The organism is Nitrosomonas limosa, assembly GCF_054188085.1.
In genome coordinates, this window is the sequence record NZ_CM135180.1 from 565,030 (window position 1) to 587,205 (window position 22,176).

General features: G+C 43.9%; 22 protein-coding genes and 4 pseudogenes. 6 read left to right on the top strand and 20 right to left on the bottom strand.

Annotation, left to right across the window (positions count from 1 at the left end):
- Positions 1-73: 73 nt before the first annotated feature.
- Positions 74-1,444: pseudogene (locus ACV7NC_RS02525) on the bottom strand (IS5 family transposase); the annotation flags it as partial.
- 123 nt (positions 1,445-1,567) lie between these two features.
- Between ACV7NC_RS02525 and ACV7NC_RS02530 the strand changes: the two are divergent.
- Both ACV7NC_RS02530 and ACV7NC_RS02535 read left to right on the top strand, forming a co-directional pair.
- Positions 1,568-1,792 (top strand): annotated as a pseudogene (locus tag ACV7NC_RS02530) (IS5/IS1182 family transposase); the annotation flags it as partial.
- 121 nt (positions 1,793-1,913) lie between these two features.
- A pseudogene (locus ACV7NC_RS02535) lies at positions 1,914-2,106 on the top strand (IS5/IS1182 family transposase); the annotation flags it as partial.
- Positions 2,107-2,236: 130 nt separating this feature from the next.
- On the opposite strand, the gene ACV7NC_RS02540 reads toward ACV7NC_RS02535, so the two are convergent.
- Positions 2,237-3,427 carry a DesA family fatty acid desaturase gene (locus ACV7NC_RS02540; protein ID WP_458153872.1) on the bottom strand — a complete coding sequence of 397 codons (1,191 nt, stop codon included), beginning with the start codon at positions 3,425-3,427 and terminating at the stop codon, positions 2,237-2,239.
- A 496-nt stretch (positions 3,428-3,923) separates the two neighbouring features.
- Here ACV7NC_RS02540 and ACV7NC_RS02545 point away from each other — a divergent pair, with 496 nt between their 5' ends.
- Positions 3,924-4,139: a C4-dicarboxylate ABC transporter gene (locus ACV7NC_RS02545; protein WP_458153873.1), complete on the top strand. Its 216-nt coding sequence runs from the start codon at positions 3,924-3,926 to the stop codon at positions 4,137-4,139.
- 142 nt (positions 4,140-4,281) lie between these two features.
- On the opposite strand, the gene ACV7NC_RS02550 is transcribed toward ACV7NC_RS02545, so the two are convergent.
- Together ACV7NC_RS02550 and ACV7NC_RS02555 are read right to left on the bottom strand one after the other, a co-directional pair.
- Positions 4,282-5,163: a DUF6279 family lipoprotein gene (locus ACV7NC_RS02550; RefSeq protein WP_458153874.1), complete on the bottom strand. Its 882-nt coding sequence runs from the start codon at positions 5,161-5,163 to the stop codon at positions 4,282-4,284.
- A 147-nt stretch (positions 5,164-5,310) separates the two neighbouring features.
- Positions 5,311-5,745 carry a transposase gene (locus tag ACV7NC_RS02555; RefSeq protein WP_458153875.1) on the bottom strand — a complete coding sequence of 145 codons (435 nt, stop codon included), beginning with the start codon at positions 5,743-5,745 and terminating at the stop codon, positions 5,311-5,313.
- 56 nt (positions 5,746-5,801) lie between these two features.
- Between ACV7NC_RS02555 and ACV7NC_RS02560 the strand changes: the two are divergent.
- Positions 5,802-5,920, top strand: a pseudogene (locus tag ACV7NC_RS02560) (IS30 family transposase); the annotation flags it as partial.
- Positions 5,921-5,931: 11 nt separating this feature from the next.
- Here the strand turns inward: ACV7NC_RS02560 and pgsA are convergent.
- From pgsA to ACV7NC_RS02640, 16 genes are all read right to left on the bottom strand, one after another.
- Positions 5,932-6,510 carry a CDP-diacylglycerol--glycerol-3-phosphate 3-phosphatidyltransferase gene (pgsA, locus tag ACV7NC_RS02565; RefSeq protein ID WP_458153876.1) on the bottom strand — a complete coding sequence of 193 codons (579 nt, stop codon included), beginning with the start codon at positions 6,508-6,510 and terminating at the stop codon, positions 5,932-5,934.
- Between the two features lie 30 nt (positions 6,511-6,540).
- Complete coding sequence (gene uvrC / locus ACV7NC_RS02570) at positions 6,541-8,358, bottom strand: excinuclease ABC subunit UvrC (RefSeq protein ID WP_458153877.1); 1,818 nt, start codon at positions 8,356-8,358, stop codon at positions 6,541-6,543.
- A 5-nt stretch (positions 8,359-8,363) separates the two neighbouring features.
- Complete coding sequence (locus ACV7NC_RS02575) at positions 8,364-8,552, bottom strand: tautomerase family protein (protein ID WP_458153878.1); 189 nt, start codon at positions 8,550-8,552, stop codon at positions 8,364-8,366.
- 28 nt (positions 8,553-8,580) lie between these two features.
- Positions 8,581-9,225 (bottom strand): uracil-DNA glycosylase, encoded by a 645-nt coding sequence (locus tag ACV7NC_RS02580; protein ID WP_458153879.1) that lies wholly within the window; start codon positions 9,223-9,225, stop codon positions 8,581-8,583.
- A 316-nt stretch (positions 9,226-9,541) separates the two neighbouring features.
- Positions 9,542-10,939 carry a ribosome biogenesis GTPase Der gene (der, locus tag ACV7NC_RS02585; RefSeq protein ID WP_458153880.1) on the bottom strand — a complete coding sequence of 466 codons (1,398 nt, stop codon included), beginning with the start codon at positions 10,937-10,939 and terminating at the stop codon, positions 9,542-9,544.
- A 90-nt stretch (positions 10,940-11,029) separates the two neighbouring features.
- Positions 11,030-12,256, bottom strand: coding sequence for an outer membrane protein assembly factor BamB (gene bamB / locus ACV7NC_RS02590; RefSeq protein ID WP_458153881.1), 1,227 nt, complete (start codon positions 12,254-12,256; stop codon positions 11,030-11,032).
- A gap of 8 nt (positions 12,257-12,264) precedes the next feature.
- On the bottom strand, positions 12,265-12,900 hold the full coding sequence (locus ACV7NC_RS02595; protein ID WP_458153882.1) for a YfgM family protein: 636 nt from the start codon (positions 12,898-12,900) through the stop codon (positions 12,265-12,267).
- A 23-nt stretch (positions 12,901-12,923) separates the two neighbouring features.
- Positions 12,924-14,195, bottom strand: coding sequence for a histidine--tRNA ligase (gene hisS / locus ACV7NC_RS02600; protein WP_458153883.1), 1,272 nt, complete (start codon positions 14,193-14,195; stop codon positions 12,924-12,926).
- Positions 14,195-15,433 (bottom strand): flavodoxin-dependent (E)-4-hydroxy-3-methylbut-2-enyl-diphosphate synthase, encoded by a 1,239-nt coding sequence (gene ispG, locus ACV7NC_RS02605; protein ID WP_458153884.1) that lies wholly within the window; start codon positions 15,431-15,433, stop codon positions 14,195-14,197. Before ispG ends, hisS begins: the two co-directional genes overlap by 1 nt.
- A gap of 36 nt (positions 15,434-15,469) precedes the next feature.
- A complete protein-coding gene (locus ACV7NC_RS02610) occupies positions 15,470-16,633 on the bottom strand; it encodes a helix-turn-helix domain-containing protein (RefSeq protein WP_458153885.1) in 1,164 nt (387 codons plus the stop codon).
- On the bottom strand, positions 16,630-17,415 hold the full coding sequence (gene pilW, locus ACV7NC_RS02615; protein ID WP_458153886.1) for a type IV pilus biogenesis/stability protein PilW: 786 nt from the start codon (positions 17,413-17,415) through the stop codon (positions 16,630-16,632). Before pilW ends, ACV7NC_RS02610 begins: the two co-directional genes overlap by 4 nt.
- Positions 17,412-18,512: a 23S rRNA (adenine(2503)-C(2))-methyltransferase RlmN gene (rlmN, locus tag ACV7NC_RS02620; RefSeq protein WP_458153887.1), complete on the bottom strand. Its 1,101-nt coding sequence runs from the start codon at positions 18,510-18,512 to the stop codon at positions 17,412-17,414. The genes pilW and rlmN overlap by 4 nt, the downstream gene beginning before the upstream one ends.
- Before the next feature lie 28 nt (positions 18,513-18,540).
- Positions 18,541-18,966: a nucleoside-diphosphate kinase gene (gene ndk / locus ACV7NC_RS02625; RefSeq protein WP_458153888.1), complete on the bottom strand. Its 426-nt coding sequence runs from the start codon at positions 18,964-18,966 to the stop codon at positions 18,541-18,543.
- 151 nt (positions 18,967-19,117) lie between these two features.
- The gene (locus tag ACV7NC_RS02630; protein WP_458153889.1) at positions 19,118-19,558 is read right to left on the bottom strand and encodes a rhodanese-like domain-containing protein; all 441 of its coding nucleotides are present in this window, start codon (positions 19,556-19,558) and stop codon (positions 19,118-19,120) included.
- 33 nt (positions 19,559-19,591) lie between these two features.
- A complete protein-coding gene (locus tag ACV7NC_RS02635; RefSeq protein WP_458153890.1) occupies positions 19,592-20,410 on the bottom strand; it encodes a DUF3025 domain-containing protein in 819 nt (272 codons plus the stop codon).
- Positions 20,411-20,430: 20 nt separating this feature from the next.
- The gene (locus ACV7NC_RS02640; protein WP_458153891.1) at positions 20,431-21,162 is read right to left on the bottom strand and encodes an EI24 domain-containing protein; all 732 of its coding nucleotides are present in this window, start codon (positions 21,160-21,162) and stop codon (positions 20,431-20,433) included.
- A 246-nt stretch (positions 21,163-21,408) separates the two neighbouring features.
- Here ACV7NC_RS02640 and flgM point away from each other — a divergent pair, with 246 nt between their 5' ends.
- Positions 21,409-21,714: a flagellar biosynthesis anti-sigma factor FlgM gene (flgM, locus tag ACV7NC_RS02645; RefSeq protein WP_458153892.1), complete on the top strand. Its 306-nt coding sequence runs from the start codon at positions 21,409-21,411 to the stop codon at positions 21,712-21,714.
- Complete coding sequence (locus ACV7NC_RS02650) at positions 21,714-22,172, top strand: flagella synthesis protein FlgN (RefSeq protein ID WP_458153894.1); 459 nt, start codon at positions 21,714-21,716, stop codon at positions 22,170-22,172. The genes flgM and ACV7NC_RS02650 overlap by 1 nt, the downstream gene beginning before the upstream one ends.
- The last annotated feature ends 4 nt before the right edge of the window (positions 22,173-22,176 follow it).

Consider the following 22,176-nt stretch of genomic DNA (forward strand, 5'->3'; position numbering starts at 1 on the left):
TTGTATACAAGAAAGTTTCGCCAATATATGGTTGTTTTGCGCGGAAGCGGTTGATCAACTGCAGCAAGGCAAAGGGCAACAAAATACCTTTTAGCCCCAAGCGGAGTACTGCCCTCATCAGCCAGCGCAGGTTGTATCCCGCCGCACACAACACAGCATGGAGCGCATCTCCCAACTTGCCCTGCAACCAGCAGCGGTCCATTCGGTGATCCGACTTTAAATGCCCAATCGCAGGTTTCACGGCCTGACGACGTTTGAGCCAGCGCCGCTGCGGCATTGTGAGTGACTTGTACTTGCCACGATGGATGATGTTCACGTCCGGGTTGTCGGTATCCACGCCTCGAAATCCGAGATCGACAATGACCTTCTTCGGCGTTGATCCTGCGTTTTCGAGTAACGTCTGTGTCTGTGTGAGTTGCTTATGAAGGATATGGCCATCGTAGGGATTGCCGGGGAAGGTTTTTGCACCGACCATCAGGCCGTTCTTGTGCGTGATCGCAATGCTGGCTTTAACGCCGAACTCGTAAGGCTTGCGCGCCTTGCCCTTGCCGATACATTCGACTTCCGGGGCATGCAGTGCGTAGAGTTTGTTTTTGTCTTTCGGTTGCTGCTGGTGAATCCGCTGTACTCGCTCCAGCAGCGTGTTCAGATGTTGGAACGATGCGGAGCACTCCAGTTCTGCCGTCGCCAGTTTCCGATTGATCTCTCGCAGCACGATACCAAGGATCGTGCGTTGGCGTTTAACGGCTTTGCGCATGCGGCGAAATTGCTTGGCATGGGCATAACCACCGGCTTTGCGGCGCAATTCCTTGCCTTCCTTGGCGTAACTCTGCTTCAAGGTGATGCCGCTTCGTTTGGCCGCCTGTACGATTTTGCTGCGCGCAATTTCCAGCAAGCGACTATCCACCGGATGCGCAATCGCTTTTTCCTGTACTGTCGTATCGACGATGACACGTTCGAATTCAGCCGGTTTGACCACCTTCGCTCGCACAGCTGCGTCAATGGTTGCTTGCAGCAGCTTTTCGACACCGGACTCACCAATCGCGGTGCGAAAGCGGCCTATCTGAGTAGCATCACAGGGCAGCTTCGGTGTGTAGTACGCCTGCCCGCTGAAATACTGCCAGACCACATTCTCGGACCAGCGAATCACCAGTTCTTCATCACTCAGATTGAATGCGTGCTTCAGATACAGCAAGGAAGCCATCAACCGGATGGGCAAACGAGGCCGGCCCGCAGCACTCACTCCTGTGCCCGCAGTCGCTAACGTTGTACCGAAAATATCGCTGAACTCTACCATGCGGCCTTGACGATTCTTGCGCTCGAAAGCTGGTGCAAGGGCTGCTTCAATAGCGGGCCACGGTAGTCGATTTGCCAATACCGCCAAGGGATGGTGCAGATCGATCATCTGGTCGAGACGGGCACGAAAAAAATCATCAGTCGGCATTTAAATTTCCCCTAATTCCCACAGGTTTTGATGCCTATATTATAATTTCCCAGGGATTTCAGCGTTTGCTAATTCGCATGAATTCCAATATTTATAGGGTCTCCAAGTGTTTTGCAGGACTGACTAGATAGTCGCTTGCTGGAAATTGCGCGCAGCAAAATCGTACAGGCGGCTAAACGAAGTGGCCATCACCTTGAAGCAGAGTTACGACGCCAAGGAAGGTAAGGAATTGCGCCGCAAAGCCGGTGGTTATACCCATGCCAAGCAATACCGGCGCATGAAGGGTGCACTGAAATCCTTGCGTACCCTGGTTGTGGGAGAGTCTGGCGTGACATTGATCGCAAACTGGATCATATCAGGAGGATGAAAAATTCAGGCCGCCAAGGCGGGCCAGTATCTTCGAATGCGCCAAACGGTTGCTGGAGCGGTGTCAATGTTGAGTGAGGTGACGATCTTGTGCAGTGGCCAGAAACGTGGTGTCACACAATCGATCGGGAAAGCCATCCGCCGACGAGTGCCATTGCACCAGCAATTAGTCACATGAAAAACGAAGGTAAATTGCGGCGAAACTGGCTCAAGGGCAATATCGGCGATGCCCTCAATGCTGTCCTATGCGGCGCCGGCACAATCTGCGGATGATCTTGAGAGCCATCCGGCTTTTGCCAAATTGAATCGCCGTGCCCACGCAATAATGATCAGGAGCATATACGCACCATCAAATACGAAATTTCTGATCAACTCAGCTAGACTGGCAGAAGTGCTTTCTACCAGTCCATTGTTTATCAATTAGCACTAGGCATAACAACGAAGCCTTTGAGAGAATGTTTGCAGAACATCAATTCCGCTCTCTTCCGCACGGCAGCACCAGTCTTCCAATTTTTTGACCAGTTCTTCAGTTGAGGCTGACGAACGTTGCCAAATCTCAGCCAGCTCTTCGCGCATGGTATAGACTTTATCGAGGGTTTTGGTATTACTCAGAACTTGATTCAGTTTTTCGCGTTCATGATCTTGCAGCGTTCTAGAATCAGCCAAAATCCAACGTTTCAAAGTGGAATTATCAATTCCATATTGAACAGTCGCTTCTCTTAAATGAATGATTTCTTGTGCAAACGTTGTTTTAAGTGACTTGGTATATTTTGCCAGAACCTCATATCGATGAGATATTACTGCGTGCAAGGTATTCGAGTCACATTCTGTTTTTGCAATATCTATGCGTAGTTTAGGTGCAACTTTCTTGACTTTTGCAAGACCTGCCATTTCCAAGATTCTTATGTAGAGCCAGCCGATATCGAATTCGTACCATTTATTAGACAACCTTGCAGACGTTGCATACGCATGGTGATTGTTATGCAATTCTTCACCGCCAATTAAAATGCCCCAAGGCACAATATTTTTACTAGCATCTTCTGCTTGAAAGTTGCGATAACCCCAATAATGACCGACGCCATTGATGACACCTGCTGCGAATATTGGCGCCCATAACATTTGTACCGCCCAAATCGTAATACCGATAGGTCCGAACAATATAACGTTAATAATCAACATTAATGCCACACCTTTAGCACTATGCTTGCTATATACATTACGTTCTATCCAATCATCCGGCGTTCCGTATCCATAGCGTTTGAGCGTTTCGTTATTCTTCGCTTCCTTGCGATAGAGTTCGGAACCTTCAGCCAGAACCTTTCCAATGCCATAAATAATAGGGCTATGTGGATCATCGTTTGTTTCACATTTCGCATGATGCTTGCGATGTATCGCCGTCCATTCTTTTGTAACCATCCCTGTTGTAAGCCAAAGCCAAAAACGGAAAAAATGACTTGGCAGCGGATGCAATTCCAGAGCACGATGCGCTGAGTGGCGATGTAGATAAATCGTGATAGAAGCAATTGTGATATGAGTTAAAACAAGTGTTACGACCACATATCCCCACCATGGCATATCAATCACACCTGAGATCAATGTGAGAAAATCAGAAATCATATAATTATCATCCTTTAAAGATCTGTAACGAACAGATCAGACAAATAAAAGCAAATTAAATTGCCACCCCTGCGCTATAAAATTCTTAAAACTATATACTTGTTTAATATATCTGGATTTTTTGGCTTAATATTTTCTAACAAAATTCTATACCACACGGCGTGGAAAAGAAATATTAAATCTGACTTAATTACTATTTTGCGCTTAAGAAGTATAAATCCTACTTTTTATTAACTCACAGTGATCATTGCTGAGTTAATTAACAGAAAATTGACCCATGCAAATCATTGATCAATGTGATAGCAAGAACCTATTTCATCATCCTAAGTTATCTTCAATTATTATGATCGCGTATCTAAATAAATTATTTCGATAGTCTTTAATTGTTGATTTGTAACACTCCTCGGAGGATTGTGAATTTATTGTGAAAAAAACATAAATATTTTGTGAACTATGCCGTAAAAAAACAACTATAAACAACATTCAGGAGATGTTCATGAAAAAAACTCAGTTTTTCGTCATTTCGACATTGATTATGTCAGCAATCCTCATTGGTACATTATTCTTCTTCGATTTACAAAGCTCAATTGAAGGTTGGTTTATCTCCGACATCGCATTTGGAGTACTACTTTATCTTAGTTATTTGGCGATTGCGATGAATCATGCCAACTCACAAGTAGTCGACTCCACCGAATTAGCAATTTATTGCTGATATTGCTCGTTTTAGTCAGTTTCTCAGGTTCCTCCAGTCATCTATACTGGAGGAATTTCTCAACTCATAATCATTCTTCTCATGAGATTTTAGTTTGGATTTACTAATCCCGCATCAAATCAGGCAGAGACATAATATTTAATCATTTCGTTTCTACCACAACACTTCGAGTGCGCTCATGAAATAATACGCGCAAATCATCTTCCCAATTTTTTAACTTTTTATGCATGTGCTGACGTTGAGCCAGGTCAGTGCTATTGTGCATTCTAGCAACAAAATCACAAGTAAATGTAGTCACTTCCAATTGATAAGCTCGATAAGTGGGATCGTCCGAACGAATAGTATGTTCGACCGCGTTGCGAAGAACGATAGTAGCATGTTCAATCGAAATCCGCTCTTCAACCAATTGAGTGAATATCCCCAGGATTACTTTTTGCCGACGTTGACGTTCAGCTAACCAGCGATCTGGATTGAATGGTGAAACCTCAACACTGGTCTCGATTAATTTACGCTGAGCTTCGGAAATATACCCGTAAAGATTTTTGATGCGCTTAACAGTTCGCTTAACCGAAGTTTTGTGACGATCACTCAGATCAGGCTCCAGAAAGTCGCTTCGCAACTCATCGTTACTTTTGGCAAAACGCCGTTCGATATGACGCCACTGATCTTTATTAAAATCTAGAACCATCGGCGCACTGAGCTGTACGGCGTAGTCAATGGCTGGGGCAATCAAGTTTTGAAACTCATCAGACCATTGACAAACCTGTGCTGGAGTGACGATTCCATCAGCCTGTTCTCGAACTACGGCTAACCAATCAGCATAACGCAGCAATTGTGTATCACGGTGCCAATCAAACCATTCATGAATTGCTTGTTTGGCAAGCACTGTGTGCTCCCTGCTGAAGCCGACATAATTATCAATCCACCACCACGTCAATTGAGGCCCATTGTTATAACTTAAGCGCAATAGGCTGCAACCACTCAGCAGAGCCAATAAACATAAAAAAAGAATTCTTTTAACCATCAGTTATGCAATACGTTTACCTCGGATCGAAACATCACTTTCATAATCCCTTAAATAAATCGCGAATTTATTCAAAAATGAACAACAGGTTGATGCGATCACCGGCAACGCCTTTCAGATAGTTCCTTACCATTCGATAATCCGACTTCAGGTGGCCGATAATGGGTTCAATCGCGGCACGCCTCCTGCATTGTTTTCGCTTCTTGCCTTTCTGGTACCGGGTATCTTTCTTGGATACCTTTCCGGGCAAAATGATCTGAGTTCCATTGACTTCACGTTTGCCGCGGTAGCCGCGATCGCATACGGCTTGCTTGGCTGCTTTCCCGCGCGAAATCTCAACATGATACACAATATCTCCGGCAGCTCCAGCGCCGATTCCTCATGCAAACCAACGCTCATCCGGAAAATCCGCTCTACGCCTTCCGCATCTATGTGCTTACGAAAATGCACCAGCTCCGTGCTATGACAAGGCAACTTCTGCTGGATCTCTCTTATGCCGCAAAAAGCCTGGTAATAAGGATTCCGCTTCCACTGCAATACTATCGATTCGCCACTCAAATTCTCTAACTGTTTCAGTATCAATATAACCCAGCCATCAAACGGATCGGCTTACTCGGTGCTTTTGTCGCTGCTGAGTGGTGGACAGATTTAACCATCGACCACGCAAAGTGCTTGGATTCAGAACCCCGTTTGAGATATTCTTCGGGAGGACGGTCGTTACACTAAATTACCGTTAGGCGTTGCACTTCGAAATTGAATCCGCGTTCTTTATTTTTCGTGATTCTTGAATACTTGCGGCATTGCGGCTTTTAGGTAATAAAACATTGACCAGAGCGTTAACAACGCCGCAATATAGATCAACCATGTGCCGATTTCTTGCGGATTAAAATGCTCTCCGATATTTTCATGATATAGCAGCAATGGTATCGCAATCATTTGCGATGTGGTTTTGATTTTTCCAAGGAATGAAACAGCAACGCTCTTGGATTGTCCAATTTGTGCCATCCATTCTCGTAATGCTGAAACGGTTATCTCGCGCCCGATAATAATTAAAGCAATCGGTGCATCCAGTCTACCCAGATAAACCAACACGATGAGTGCAGCGGATACCATTAATTTATCCGCAACCGGGTCAAGAAAAGCCCCGAATGCAGAAGTTTGATTCAAAACGCGTGCGAGGTATCCGTCAAGCCAGTCGGTAACTGCTGCCCCAGCAAAAATCAAGGTTGCGACAAGATTTTGTTGGCTGGGTGTTAACCAAGTGTGTGGTACATAATAGATACCGACAAATAATGGAATAGCGAGAATCCTTAACCAAGTCAGCAAATTCGGTAAATTATAAGGCATGAGTTGGAACTTGAAATTGAGTGGATGAAGTCAGTGCAATTCTCGATAGATTTTTTCTGCCAATTTGCGGCTAATGCCATCCGTTTTTTGTAATTCTTCAATACTTGCTGTCAGTACGCCTTTCAATCCTCCGAAACGTCCTAGCAATTTTTGTCGGCGTTTGGCACCAATGCCTTCGATATTTTCCAAACTGGAGTTGGTCCTGGCTTTAGCCCGTCGACCGCGGTGTCCCTGGATCGCGAAGCGGTGCGCTTCATCGCGGATTTGTTGAATCAGATGTAAAGCAGCATGTTCATTCGGTAATTGTAACGGCTTTTCAAATGATGGAGAAATCAATTGTTCCAGACCAGGTTTACGTTCTTCACCTTTGGCGACCCCGACCAGGTTGGCATCGGATACGCCAAGTTCATGTAACGCTTCGAACGCCGCTGAAACCTGGCCTTTACCGCCATCAATCAAAATCAGATCCGGCAATTGCCCTTCACCGTTGACAATCTTTTGATATCGCCTTGTCAACGCTTCGCGCATCGCAGCATAATCGTCACCAGGAGTAATGTTCTCGATATTGTAACGCCGATATTCATTATTGCGCATCGAACAATTGTCATAAACAACACATGAAGCCACTGTCGCTTCTCCCAGCGTGTGGCTGATATCAAAGCACTCGATGCGCTGGATTCCAGGCATTTGCAAAACTTGCTGCAGCGCTTGCAAACGTTTTTCCTGGCTGGCCTGACGGCTTATCGCTTGCTTTAATGCCAATTGTGCATTTTCGGTTGCCATATCGAGCCATGCACGTTTTTCACCGACAGGATTGAACTGTATGACGATTTTATGTCCGCATTGTTCGGTGAGTAACTGCTGCAGCGTATTACGCTCAATATTTTCACTCAGAATAATTACTGGCGGTGCAGTACGATTTAAATAATGTTGCGCGAGGAAAGCTTCAACGACATGACTCGCGGGGTAGTCGTCTGCATTTTGCGGAAAGAAACTCTTATCGCCTAAATGCCGCCCTCCCCGGATCATCGCTAGATTGACACAAACTTTCGCGGATCCATCGGACGATACTGCGCAAGCAACGACATCCGCATCCAGCGCTTTACCATTATCAACAAATTGCTTTTCGCGAATCCGGCGTAACGCTTGAATTTGATCTCTCAGAATCGCCGCTTGCTCAAATTCCATCCGTTCGGACGCTTGTAGCATTTTGTCGTGGATTACTTCCATTACTTCGGTCTGCTTGCCTTGTAAAAATAAAGCGGCGTTTTTGACATCGACTTCATAAGATTGTTGATCAATTTGACCGATGCACGGACCGCTGCAGCGCTTGATTTGAAACAGTAAGCAAGGCCGTGTCCGATTACTGAATACGCTGTCTTCGCAGGTACGCAACCGAAAAATTTTTTGCAATAACTGGATACTTTCACGAACGATCCCAGCATTGGGATAAGGTCCGTAATGCTGATGCGCTTTATCCAGTGCGCCGCGGTAAAAACCAAGGCGAGGAAATTCATGTCCGCTTAGAATGACATACGGGTAAGTTTTATCATCTCGAAAAAGAATGTTGTAACGTGGTTTAAGGCTTTTAATTAGGTTATTTTCTAATAGCAGTGCTTCAGCTTCCGAACGAGTTACGGTCGTTTCAATTGCAGCGACGTTTGATACCATCAACTGCGTTCGAGGTGCGAGGTTGGTTTTTTGAAAATATGAGGAAACGCGCTTTTTGAGACTGATTGCTTTGCCAACGTAAATAACTTCCCCTTTGGCGTTAATCATGCGATAGACGCCTGGCTGCAACGGCAAATTTGCGCAAAATTCTTTGGCGTTAAAGCCAATGCTACTCAAGCTATTTAATCTCCGTTATCCAGCAATTTTCCAGCGACGGCCCAATTTTCATCTGGAAGCTCGTCAAAGCAGATATACGTATAAGACTTCGGTTTTTTTGCGATGCGTTCCAGTGTATCGGTAATTTCTGTCGCAATTTGCTGTTTTTGTTCACGTGTTAACGTTCCAGCCACGCGAATATTGACGTACGGCATCGATAATTCTCCTTCAGATGATGGTAATTTAAAAATCAGCGATAATTCGTGTAAACACTTGCTCAAACATTTCGGTGGTCAAGCGTTTGGTTTGCGTATTGTAGCGGCTGCAGTGATAACTGTCATAAAGACGTAACCCTTTCCCGTTTTGACTGTTTTGACTTAACTGATGCACTGCGCCGTGTGCGAATGGATAATCTTTGGCTTTCAACTGCACCCCCATCAACACCGCTTGATGCGCAATGGTACCCAAAGCCAATACGGCTGTACCGCCGTTGTGCACAAATTGATCTAGCTCGGTTGCGAGATAACGATTGCAACGTTTTATTTCTTCAGGAATTGGTTTATTATCAGGAGGTAAGCATTTGACTGCATTGGTAATTCTGCACCCTATCAATTGCAAATCATCTGTTGCTGCAACTGATTCGGGACGCGTTGCAAATCCGTATTGGTGCAGGGTTTTATATAATAAAATGCCTGCATAATCTCCAGTAAACGGCCGCCCCGTACGATTTGCTCCATGCATCCCGGGCGCCAAGCCGACAATTAACAATTTTGCCGCCGCATCACCGAAAGCGCCAACAGGAAGTGCATGATAATCCGGATATTGGGATTTAACCGATTGCAAAAAATAGGATAGACGTGTGCATTGTTTGCAGTCGCTAATATTCATCGGATAGTGACAACACGGAATTTGTCTGTGTTTCTCTTAACTGAAAATCTGTTGATCTTGCAAAGGAAGCGCTGATTAATTGCCTGCGCAAGCGATTTGCGGCGTTGGCTGGTGCTTAGATGCGCGCCTATCCTGTTGATAGGTCGCGTTTCTTGCGCTCCACCCGCCTTGAATCTCATCTTGTTTGGCAAATTAATCAGCGCTTCACTCAGTTTTTATTAATCCTTGGGCGGTGTTTTTATAGATTAAGAACTCAATCGATATATCTAATAATAAACATTAAATTAATCATTCAATGATATATTTATAAAAGAATTTATCCATATTTTTTGCGGTTACGCCGACGTCGATTGTGCGCACGGCGCAGTTCTTCCGGTGTTGGCGGTGGCGCTTTTTTGTCGGCGTAAGGATTAGCCCCGACTTTGAAATCAACGCGCAATGGGGTTCCATGTAGCTGAAATACCTCGCGGAAAGTGTTCTCCAAATAGCGCCGGTAACTTTCCGGAACATGATTGAGCATACTGCCATGCACAATCACTAAGGGTGGATTGGAACCACCTTGGTGCGCATAGCGCAGTTTTGGCCTCGACATTCCTCCGCGTGGCGGCGGATGCTTTTCAACCGCCGCGATCAATGTACGTGTCAGTTTAGGCGTTGATAAATCTGCCATTGCAGCCGCGTATGCTTTATCAATCGCGGGCATCAATTTTTTGATACCGGTACCATGCAATGCGGAAATATAGTGTAGCTCTGCGAAACTCAAAAATGCCAGTTTACGGTTGATCTCACGCTTAATATTGTCGCGCTGATAATCATCGAGTCCATCCCATTTATTCGCAGCGATAACCAAGGCGCGACCTGTTTCCAGAATAAACCCTGCAATATTGGCATCTTGATCGGAGATTTCCTGACGTGCATCTAGGACCAAAACCACAACATTAGCATCTTCAATCGTTTGCAACGTCTTAATGACTGAGAATTTCTCGACGACTTCATGAACTTGGCCGCGGCGGCGTATTCCGGCCGTATCAATCAGCGTGTATTGCTTGTCTTGATGTGTAAAATCAATATAAATGCTATCGCGCGTTGTGCCGGGCTGATCGAATGCGATAACACGCTCTTCCCCCAGCAAAGAATTGATCAGCGTTGATTTACCGACATTCGGGCGGCCAACAATGGCGATTTTTGGATGTTTATCGTTCGAATGTTCTTCAGTAACATCGGGAAAATCACTCAGCGCAAAATCCGCTAGCTCTTGGATGTGATCCCCATGCATTGCCGATACGGCGCAGGGATCTCCCAACCCTAATTCATAAAACTCGGCAGTCACAACGGCGGTAGCCATGCCTTCAGTTTTATTAACCACCAGCAGTATTTTTTGGCCGGATTTACGTAGTTGCTCGGCAATCATTCGATCATGCGCCGTTACTCCTTGGCGTCCATCGACGATGAACAAGACCTTATCAGCTTCGTCAATTGCTTGCAGTGTTTGCTTCGCCATCGCATGCATAATGCCATCTCTGGCAACAGGCTCCAAACCGCCGGTATCCATGACTAAATACGGCTTGTCGCCTACCCGACCGGTGCCATAATGCCGATCTCGGGTTAAACCTGGAATATCGGCCACAATGGCATCTCGGGTGCGCGTCAGGCGATTGAAAAGTGTTGATTTTCCAACATTGGGACGGCCAACTAAAACAAGTGTAGGTTTCATTATTTATTGCTGTGCGTAAGTTATACGCAACACGGCATAGATTTCATAATTCACAGTGGTGCTGTGAATCAAATTTTTAGCGTTGTTTTCCTAGAATTGCGTACTAAATGCGTGAACGCCGCCTTTAGCTGTCTGAACCACCACACCATCGGGTAACATACCGGCAGCATTATGAATGATGCTGCCATCAGTCGCGGAGCGTGCCACAAGAGCACCGTCATAATTGCGCAAGACATTTACAAAACCTTGGTCATCACTTACTACAATATATTGATCTTTGATGGTTGGTTTGGTCAGTTTTTTACTGCCTAAGCGACTTTGTTTCCACATGCTGGCGCCGCTCAGCAGATCATATGCAGCAACGATCCCTTTATCTTCCGTGACATAGACATAATCATTATCCATGGCCAAGCCGGCACTGCTGGATGATTCCCGTGACCAGATCTGTGTTCCGTCATTAATGGCAAAACATGCTAAGCGGCCTTGATACGCAACCGCACAAACGAGACGATTGTTGACAACAGGGGAACTGGTAATATCCGTCATGCGCTCAAGCTCGGTAACCCCCCGTGGCTGGGAAACGGTTACTTCCCATCCGATATTACCGTTGAACAAGCTCATTGCAATCATTTTTCCGCCGGGAAATCCCGCAAATACGGCACCATGCGCCAGAGTAATCCCCGCTGTACTGCGCACCGTCAGTGGCGGAGTTGCGCCCTGATAGATCCATTTCCGCTTGCCGTCTATCGCATCAAGCCCGAATATGCGGCCATCGACGGTACGGACTACGACAACGTTATTTTGCGCCTGCGGCGGGCTTAAAATCTCACTGGTAACTGCTGACTGCCATAACATATGGCCAGAATCATTATACGCAAGCACCTCGCCTTTGTAGGTTCCTATGAGTATTAATCCTTCACCGATACCAACACCTGCAGAAAATTTATTTTTGGTTTTAATTTGCCAGAGCTGTTTGCCGGTAGCCGCATCATATTTGGTTAACTTGCCATCTTCATCCGCGGTATAAACAGCGCCATTTTCGTAAACCGGATAAAAAGAAGCGATTTCATTTTCACTGACTTTATTTTTCCATTTAGCCGGTATCTTTTCGGTTGCTTTTAAGGCAGCGAGCTCTTCTTTGTCATAAACAATTACCTCATCGGAGACGAACATATCCGATATCCCTGTGCTCATGTCTTCGATAAGTCGGGTATTGAACGGATTGATCATGCTGCTACAACCAGGGAATAATACCGCCAATAATGACCAAAAGATAAATCGTCGCCAGCGTTTAGTGAAATTCAAAGAAGCAGTCACTGTTCTGATTATTCGGAGTCACCCAATTCATCCAGTTTCATTTGCACGATGTTGTAGTAATTATTACTTTTTGCGAGTTTGTCGATCGCAGCTTGATAACTGAGCCGGGCTTCGGAAATTTTCTGAGCGGCCACCTGAATATCGCCCTTTCGATCCAAATAGAGTCCGGCAAATGCTTCACCGTGTCCTGCATTTAGAACTCGCAAGGCTTCGTCATATTTTCCTTCATCCAGTAAAATTCCCGACATTCTGAGGCGCGCCAAGTCATGAAGTTCGGTTTCTTTGGCGTGATCAATCACCCATTGCAGGTTTTTGATGGCGCGCGGATAATTTCCGGCCTGAACATCGGCAAGCGCGGCAATAAGTGCAGCACGGGAAGCATACCCGCTGGAAGAATATCCTTCCATTAGCAATTGAGCGGCATCGTTAATTTTTGTAGCATCTTGTGTTTCCTGCACTTGTTTCAATAATACATATAAATCAGCAGCTTGCTGAGATTGCTGCAGTTTGTAGTAATTCCAAGCTTTGTTGGCACCGGCTGATGCAAGCGCAACAGCTAGGACTATGGTAACTAAGGTGCCGTATTGCCCCCACCATGCTTTAAGTCCTTCGATTCGCTCCTGATCCTCGTGATAAGTTGCCATCTGATTTTCCTGATTATAGGTCGTTAAATTAAATGTTCTTTTCTAATAATTTCGCTAACAACGCCCAATTTGACGCTTGCTTGTTCAATCGGTTCGCGTAATGGCTTGAGAGTCACTTCTTCAGCTTTCAATTCCTCATCACCGATGATGACAGCATAAGATGCACCGGATGAATCCGCTTTTTTCATCTGGGTTTTAAAGCTACCCCCTCCACAGTGCAAGATCACACTAAAGCCTTCATCCCGAAGAAATTCGGCGCATTTCCAAACATAGTTTGTGACTTGTTCACCTTGGTGAACAAGGTATATATCGGGAACAGGCTGATCGATTGGATGATCCGTATCTTGCATTAAAGCAAGCAACCGCTCTACTCCCATGGCGAATCCGCAGGCCGGCGCCGGTTTACCGCCCACTTGCGCAAAAAGCCCATCATAACGTCCACCGGCGCAAACTGTGCCTTGGGCGCCCAACTTGTCGGTAACCCATTCAAATACCGTACGATTATAATAATCAAGTCCTCTCACCAACCGCAAATTGATCTCAAAATTGATACCTTGCTCTCGAAGGATATTTTGTAGAGATTCAAAATGCTCGCAAGACTCAACGTCCAAATCGTCGATCAGCTTCGGTGCACTCTCGATTAACCCTTGCATCATAGGGTTTTTACTGTCTAAAATGCGCAGCGGATTGGTGTGTAAGCGTCTTTTTGAATCCTCATCCAATGCATCATGATGCTGCTCAAAATATTTGATCAGCCGGGAACGGTGCAATGCACGTGTTTCAGCATTTCCCAATGTGCTGATTTCCAGACGCAATCCAGAAATTCCCAGCATCTTCCACAGTCGCGAACACATCACAATTAATTCGGCATCGATATCAGGTCCCGCGAACCCCAGCGCTTCGACACCCACTTGGTGAAATTGCCGGTAGCGTCCTTTTTGCGGGCGTTCATGCCGAAACATTGGTCCCGAGTAATAGAGTCGCTGCGGTCCCGAATATAGCAAATTGTGTTCAATGACAGCCCGCACACAGGAAGCAGTTCCTTCCGGCCGCAGTGTTAAGCTGTCGTTATTAAGTTGATCGACGAACGTATACATTTCCTTTTCGACGATATCGGTGACTTCACCGATTGAACGGATAAACAAATCAGTTTGTTCGACGATCGGGGTGCGGATATTTCGATAGCCGTATGCAGCCAACCATTGCTGCACCTTCAGTTCAAAATGTGACCAAAGATAGGATTCATGCGGCAGGATGTCATTCATCCCGCGGATTGCTTTGATACCATTAGCCATTAGACAGCTTTTCTTGGATATTTCTCGCTGACATATTTATCGACAATTGCGCGGAATTCGTTGGCAATATTGTCGCCTTTTAACGTCACCGTTTTTTGCCCGTCGACAAAAACTGGAGCCACCGGATTCTCACCGGACCCCGGCAGGCTGATACCAATATTCGCGTGTTTGCTTTCTCCGGGACCATTTACTACACATCCCATTACCGCCAATGTCATATTTTCTACGCCATCGTATTGCTCGCGCCAAGTAACCATCTCATCTCGCACGTAAGCTTGAATACTCTCAGCCAATTCCTGAAAGTAGGTACTTGTGGTACGACCACAGCCGGGACATGCCGCGACCAAAGGTACAAATGCACGCAACCCCATTGTTTGCAAAATTTCCTGTGCAACAATCACTTCCCGCGAACGAGTACCGCCGGGTTCCGGCGTCAATGAGATACGAATAGTATCGCCGATCCCCTCCTGTAACAGCACTGCCAATGCTGCTGTCGATGCCACAATGCCTTTGGAGCCCATGCCGGCCTCGGTCAGACCTAAATGCAATGCATAGTCGCAACGCGCAGCCAATTCGCGGTAAACCATGATCAGATCCTGCACACCGCTTACTTTGCAAGAAAGTATGATTTTATTTCGCGCCAAACCGATTTCTTCTGCCTTTGCGGCACTTTCAAGTGCGGATGTGATCAACGCCTCACGCATGACATATTTTGCATCTTGCGGATCGTCCGAAGCAGCATTTTCATCCATGATTCTCGCCAGCATTTCGGGGTCGAGGCTCCCCCAATTGACGCCAATGCGCACCGGTTTTTCATATTTGCACGCTGTTTCAATCAGCGTAGCAAATTGTTCGTCACGCTTCTTACCATGACCGACATTTCCCGGGTTAATGCGGAATTTTGCCAATGCCTTTGCGCATTCCGGATAGCTGGTCAGCAATTTATGGCCATTAAAATGAAAATCACCGACCAATGGCACATGACAGCCCATGTCGTCGAGGCGCATGCGTATTCCCGCGACTGCTTTGGCCGCTTCCATTGAGTTTACGGTAATCCGAACCAACTCGGATCCAGCTCGTGCTAATTGCGCAACTTGCTCGGTAGTTGCAATTTCATCCACGGTATCCGTATTGGTCATGGATTGCACTACGATTGGGGCCCTACCGCCCACCATTATATTACCAACACGCACACCCACACTGGAACGGCGTGTTATTGAAGAACTATTTTCAGGCATATTGGAAAAATGTAATCAGTTTATTATCAACAAGATTTATTCGAGTTTAAACCGCGCTGTGCCATCTTGTTTTTTATATGTCGACATATCAATCGGTTTATCATTATAGGTTAGATTCACACCAGATGCATTGCCAATCACGATAGAGAAAGGTTTTTTACCGCTAACGATTTGCTCGCTCCCCGCTTTCTTGAGTTGCTCCAATAACAACCTGCCCGATCCATCAACCACTTTAACCCACGAATCAGCAGCAAATGTAAAGAGTAAATGGTCTTTGTCACTGGAAAGTAAAGGTTTTTCAGAAACTGGAACCTGAACTGCTGGTTTTGCTTCTGAAATATTGATTGAGGGTGATTTATCCGATTCGATAATAGTTTCCGGTGGATTCACTTGTTCGGTGCTGCTACTATTTGATTCCGCGTTTTGTTTAACTGGAAATGCAGTTGTATTTTTATTGATGGTCGGCAACGAAAGCGGAATCTCAACCGAAGCCGTTTTTGCATCAATTTTAATGTCGCTAGCAACCTCTTTATTACTAGTTTCTTGATTTAGGAAATTGTTCCCAAATAAGAAATAAATACCTGCGATCACTATAAATACAATGCTGATAATTGCTAAGGAATTATTCTTGGAATTTTTTCGCTGGGAAGAAAATGAAATTTGTTTACTTTTGAAAGGAGTATTTTCATGCGTTGAAATGATGCGGGCTGATTCCGGTAGCATTTTCAACAACGGTGCCGGATCGAGTTGAACCAGATTCGCATAGTTCCGGATAAAACCACGCAAGAATGTCCGTCCTGGCAGTTTTTCAAAATCTTCTCTTTCGATAGCATCAATCTGCGGAACAGAAAGCCGTAATTGCCGCGCCACATCTTCAACGCTCAATCTTTTTGCTAACCGGGCATTGCGTAGCATGTGTCCAACGCTATTCAGCGAATTTGAGGGCAAAGTATTTTCATAGCCGGCAGAGGGTGATCGCTGATGATCGGAATCACTGTGCGTTTCCGGCTGATAATGACTAATTTCTAATGGCTTGTTAGGTTCTATTGCTTTGTTCGAATCGGATGATAATGAGTTAACAGTCATTGCTGGTTCTTCCATAAAATTGGCAGATTCATTTCTCTCAGAAGCGAATTGATTTTTTCCGGCTTCAGAAGCATAACTTGATGCATTGAATGTCTCATCTCTAACGCTGGTCATTGTAGCTTACCCTCTCGAATGGCTGCAGCTTCCTTGGATTCTGGAAAATGCTTTTGTAATTGGTAAGAATAGCTATCCGCCGCCAGTTGATTTCCCATTGCGTGTTCAATTTTTATTGCCATTAGCAATATTTCAGGCGTTGGTGCATTACTTTGTAACATCAGCAAAAGCTTCGTTTTTGCTTCATCTAAAAAACCGGATTGTAAATCCAGATCAATTAATCCGATCGCCGCGGGCAGATAACCAGGTTGAAGGGACAATGCCTTATTAAAATAGGATCTTGCCTCATGATAGTTTTGGCGTTTAAGCTCGCAGATTCCCGCATTGCTATAAGACATTTCGGGTGTCAAGTAAAGCGGATCCTTTGCCGCGATCAAGAAATGATTAATGGCTCCGTCCATGCGTGCAGGTATACGCTGACACAGAAACCAACCGAAATTATTATGGATTTCGGAGTTCTTCGGTGAAATCCGTAAGCCTCGTTCAAAACTATCAAGCGCTTTTTTGTCGTCGTTGAGCGTCATATTGATCAAGCCGAGGACATTGTAAGCAGGCGCATAATTTGATTGCGCTTTGAGTGCCTCAGTGATTTCTTCAATCGCAACATCCACTTGACCTCGATAAAAGTATTCAGCTGCAAGCTCTGTATGTATTTTTGCACTTTGAAAAGCTCTGGCTGAGTTATCCTGTACCAGTAAACCGCCTTCAATCGGTTGTTGCACACAACCGCCAAACCAAACAACCAGTAACAGTGAATAAACCCAAGTTGATATATTCCTCACTGAGCTGCCTCAATCATTGATTGAACAGTGCGTTTGGTTTTGTCTTTTACTTGGCCAGCAAGCTGTCCGCAAGCCGCAGCGATATCATCACCACGTGTTTTTCTTATTGTGACTACATAGCCGGCTTGCATCAACACATCCCGGAAACTATTCACCGTTTCTGACGATGAACGTGTGAAACCAGAGCGAGAAAATGAATTAAAGGGGATCAAATTAAACTTGCAGGGTACATCACGCACCAATTTTACCAACTCACGCGCATGAGCAATCGTGTCATTCACGCCATTCAGCATGACATATTCGAAAGTTATAAAATCCCTCGGCGCAGCAGGCAAATAACGCAGACACGCTGCTAGCAACGCTTGTAATGGATATTTTTTGTTGATAGGCACCAACTGATCTCGCAAGGCATCATTCGGTGCATGAAGAGAAATCGCCAGCGCTACCGGGCATCGTTCACGCAATCTGTCTATCGCGGGTACCAATCCCGACGTGCTGACTGTTACCCGGCGTCGCGAAAGTCCGTATGCATGATCATCCAACATCAAATCAAGCGCAGTCACAACATTTTCGAAGTTAGCCAAAGGCTCGCCCATACCCATCATCACTACATTAGTGACAGCTTTATTTTTTGGGGATAAAAAACTGTCATTAGCCGTAGCGAGGGTTTTATTCGCAATCCATAGTTGCCCGATGATCTCGGCTACCGTCAAATTGCGGTTAAAACCTTGCTTGCCAGTCGAGCAAAACGTACAGGCCAGTGCGCATCCTACCTGACTGGAAACGCATAAAGTACCGCGATTTGCTTCCGGAATGAAAACTGTCTCAATGCCATTTTCCGCTCCCACTGACAACAGCCATTTTCGGGTTCCATCTTCTGCGACATGATCCGCAATGATTTGAGGTAATTCAATCGTTGCGATTGTTGACAACTTTTCTCGAAAATTTTTAGCTAAATCGCTCATTACAGCAAAATCGTCCACCCCGAATTGGTGGATCCATCGGAGTAGCTGTTTTGCACGAAACGGTTTCTCACCGATTTTCATACAAAAATCGGCTAAACCATGATTGTTATAGTCTAATAAATTAATTGCCACTACTGACTGATGAATGCAAGAGCAATTCTTAGCGGGAATAAATATTTAAAGCCGGAAAAAAGCACGCAATTTCTACCGCTGCAGTTTCCGGAGCATCCGAACCGTGAACTGCATTGGCATCAATACTATCGGCAAAATCTGCACGGATTGTCCCTTTTTCAGCTTTTTGGGGATCCGTAGCTCCCATCAGATCACGGTTTTTTTTAATGGCATCATCGCCTTCAAGCACCTGCACCATGATTGGTCCGGATATCATGAAGTTGACAAGATCACGAAAAAACGGGCGCTCTTTATGCACTGCATAAAACTGTTCGGCATCGGATTGGGATAAATGTACCATACGAGCAGCTATGATCTTTAAGCCATTGGATTCAAAGCGTGAATATATTTGACCGATAACATTCTTCGCGACTGCATCGGGTTTAATTATCGATAGCGTTCTTTCAATTGCCATTAAATTCTCCAGAAAATTAGTAAATTAAAAGCGCTATTTTAACAAAATCCGCTCCCAATCCGCAAAAACGTGATATTCCTTAGAAATTCTATTCAGTCATTCTTCCACTGAGGCTTGGAGTTAAACTGAAAAACACTGCTCTGGAAATGAACTAAGGTCGTGTTGTATAAATTGGATAACCTTTCTGCCGCCATGCAGGCAGACCTTCCCGGTAATAGAAAATATTGTTCCATCCCCATTCTACAGTTTTTTTTGCCGCTGCTGAGCTACCAAGACACGCAATTCCATTGCAATAAATGACAAGTGGTTGATCCTTTTTCGTAATAGTCAGTAAATTCTGCTCAGAAAAATCACTTTTGACTGAAAGATGGAATGCGCCGGGTATATGCCCAGCGTTAAAGTCTTCCTGCCCTCTCACATCAAGAAAAGAATAGCCTTTATCAAATAACAGTTTTGCTGTAGCAGTGTTGATCGTGCGGGTACCGGCAACGAATTCCGGTGCTTCAGTATTTGCTCGCACAAAATCAGGTTGAATGAGTAGCAGCAGTAATAGGTAAAAAATAAATGGTTCGATTATTGTTTTTTCGCGCATTGATCTGAGAATTGTGCAGTAAATATTGTTTTGCTAAATCGGGATTTTTCGCCGATCGCGAAAATACCTCTTATCATCGTAGTATAACTCGCTTTCATTTTCACGAACCCAACCTGGATAGCCTAATAGCGGGATTGGTGTTAAGTAAGCGCTAGGAAAAGTTTGCGATAAAAAAGATTCGAGCATTATGTCGGCCAGAAGTAGTTGATCAGATAATGTTTTTGAGAAGTAATTGTGTTCAACCTTAAAAACAATTCCTTTCCCTGTCATTCCAGTATAAGGGTTTAAAGCTTTTTCGTATAATCCATGGCCATATACAACAAAAAGCATTGATGACAAAACATTTTCACGATGTTTCCAAAACAATTCTTTCCATTCAAAACTCTCCAGTAACTGAATCAAAGCCTTATTACTGCTGAAAACAATTATCCCCGATTCATCAAATAAAGTAGCAGCGTCTCTTATCGCACTACGATTGTTAATACTGTTTTCTAATTCCGTTAATTGTGTTTGGTAATGAATTTCATTGAGCTTAGATTTTGATCGCGGAAACACTTGCCACACAATGGCATTAAAAAAATCGTGCCAATTATGAGTTCTTGTTTGTATATGTCCAGATAAGTAAATCCTTGATTCATATTTTTCTTCCTGGTTTTTTTTGCCGAGTTGCTGAGGAATGAAATGTACAGATTTTCCGGATCGTGTCACAATGACCTGATTTCTGCGCGTACCTAAGTCATTCAGATCGTTTACTGAAGGCCAATTTGGAGAGTCAATAAAGAATTTATTTAAACAGGAAAAAGGCTCAAATATCGGGGATCGGTTATAAAAATTTGGATCCCAACACTGCATAGCCATTCCTCAATGAGAGCTCAATTAAGCGCTTTATTTCTTTCTGCTCGTAGTAGCCTCAAATGATCTAATCCAAAATGGATAAATGCCAAAGCGGTAAAAATTGGCGCGAGTAAATTTAGAAATGGTATGAATTGTATTAAACCGGTACACAATCCCAAACTCCATAAAGAATATCGATTCTCAGTGCAGAATCTCTTGAATTCCATTTTATTGGCATGTTCAGACAATGCATCATAACGAAATAATTGTTGATTCATAAACGAAGCAGCTAAAAAGGGAACAATAATTCCTGCACCTACCGTCCACAATGGTAATGTTATCAGCCATATAAGAACGAAACCCACACTTGCAATCATAGCATTGACGATACTTCCGCTGATTGTTCCTCCATGTTCACGTTCAAGTTCGGGATAGTAATGTTTACCGACAATTTTAATTAAGGCCGGCATAACAAAAATAGCTGTAATGATTAATGTAGTAATGACAACAAGTGGAATAAATATCAATATGTCGATTACTACCAGAATGAAAGATTCGAGCCAATCTGATTCCAAATTTTTAATCCATTCAAAAATTTTTGTTTCATTCAGAACGACATGAATCCATCCGGAGAAAATATCGTAAAAAAAATATCCGACAAGAAGCCAGAAGAGAATTGAAGTTATAATTGGCCACAAAATGATCCAAGCGATTCTAAATCGCATCAAATCACGAAATGCGCTTACGATTGCTTTTGTTACGAAGGTCATTTCAAATTAATTGAGATTGTTGATGATTTTAATAGTTATGACAATAATATTAAATCAATAACTTACAAAAACTTTGTTAAAGATTCTTAAATTGCTAAATTTAATCGTAATTTTATCGTAAACAACATTATCACGAAAATGATCTCTCTAATTTATCAAAACACATATGGAATTACATTGAATACTAAAGTTCTACATAAAAATGTCGATACAAAATGCAGAAAAAATCGTTATGAGGGTTAAAAAATGAAAATTGATAAATCATTACAGCCAGTTTCAACTGTATCTGTCAGTGATGGAAAAAGACGCACGGACCTCACTCCTAATACTACAGCTGAGCAAGAAAATAATGTGCACTTGAGCCCAAATGTCGCAAAATTGCAAAATATCGATAGCAATTCTGCTTCAGGCTCAATCGTGAATTCTGCACGTGTTCAAGAGATTAAACAAGCAATCAGTGAAGGAAGCTTTCAAATTAATCCTGAAGTTGTTGCTGACCGATTACTTGAAACCGTGAAAGAACTGATTCATTCGAAAAAAGGCGCAGCGTAATGCCTTCGTATCAGGATTCATTTATCTCAGTATCAACTACTTTGTTAGAAGAAATGAAGGCGTTGCGCTCATTCATTGAAATACTCAAAAAAGAAGAGCAAGTGCTAATTGAAGGAAAAATTGAAGAAATTGATTTCTATTCCTCTGAGAAATCTCGATTAATTGAAATACTAACTCAATTTAACGATCAACGCGAAAAATACTTGAAAACGCAAGACATTGATTTAGACAAAAACTGTATGAATAATTTGCTGATTAAACAAAATTCTGATCAGAACAGAATTATAGATATTTGGAACGAACTTTTAGATCTAGCTTGGATTGCTAAAAAACTTAATCAATCCAACGGCCTAATTATTATTGCTCGATATCAGCATCACCAAAGAGCCTTAGCTGCTATTCACAGTGCAGCGGGCAATGTCTCTTGTTATGGACCTAAAGGCCAACCCTGTATTTAATCTT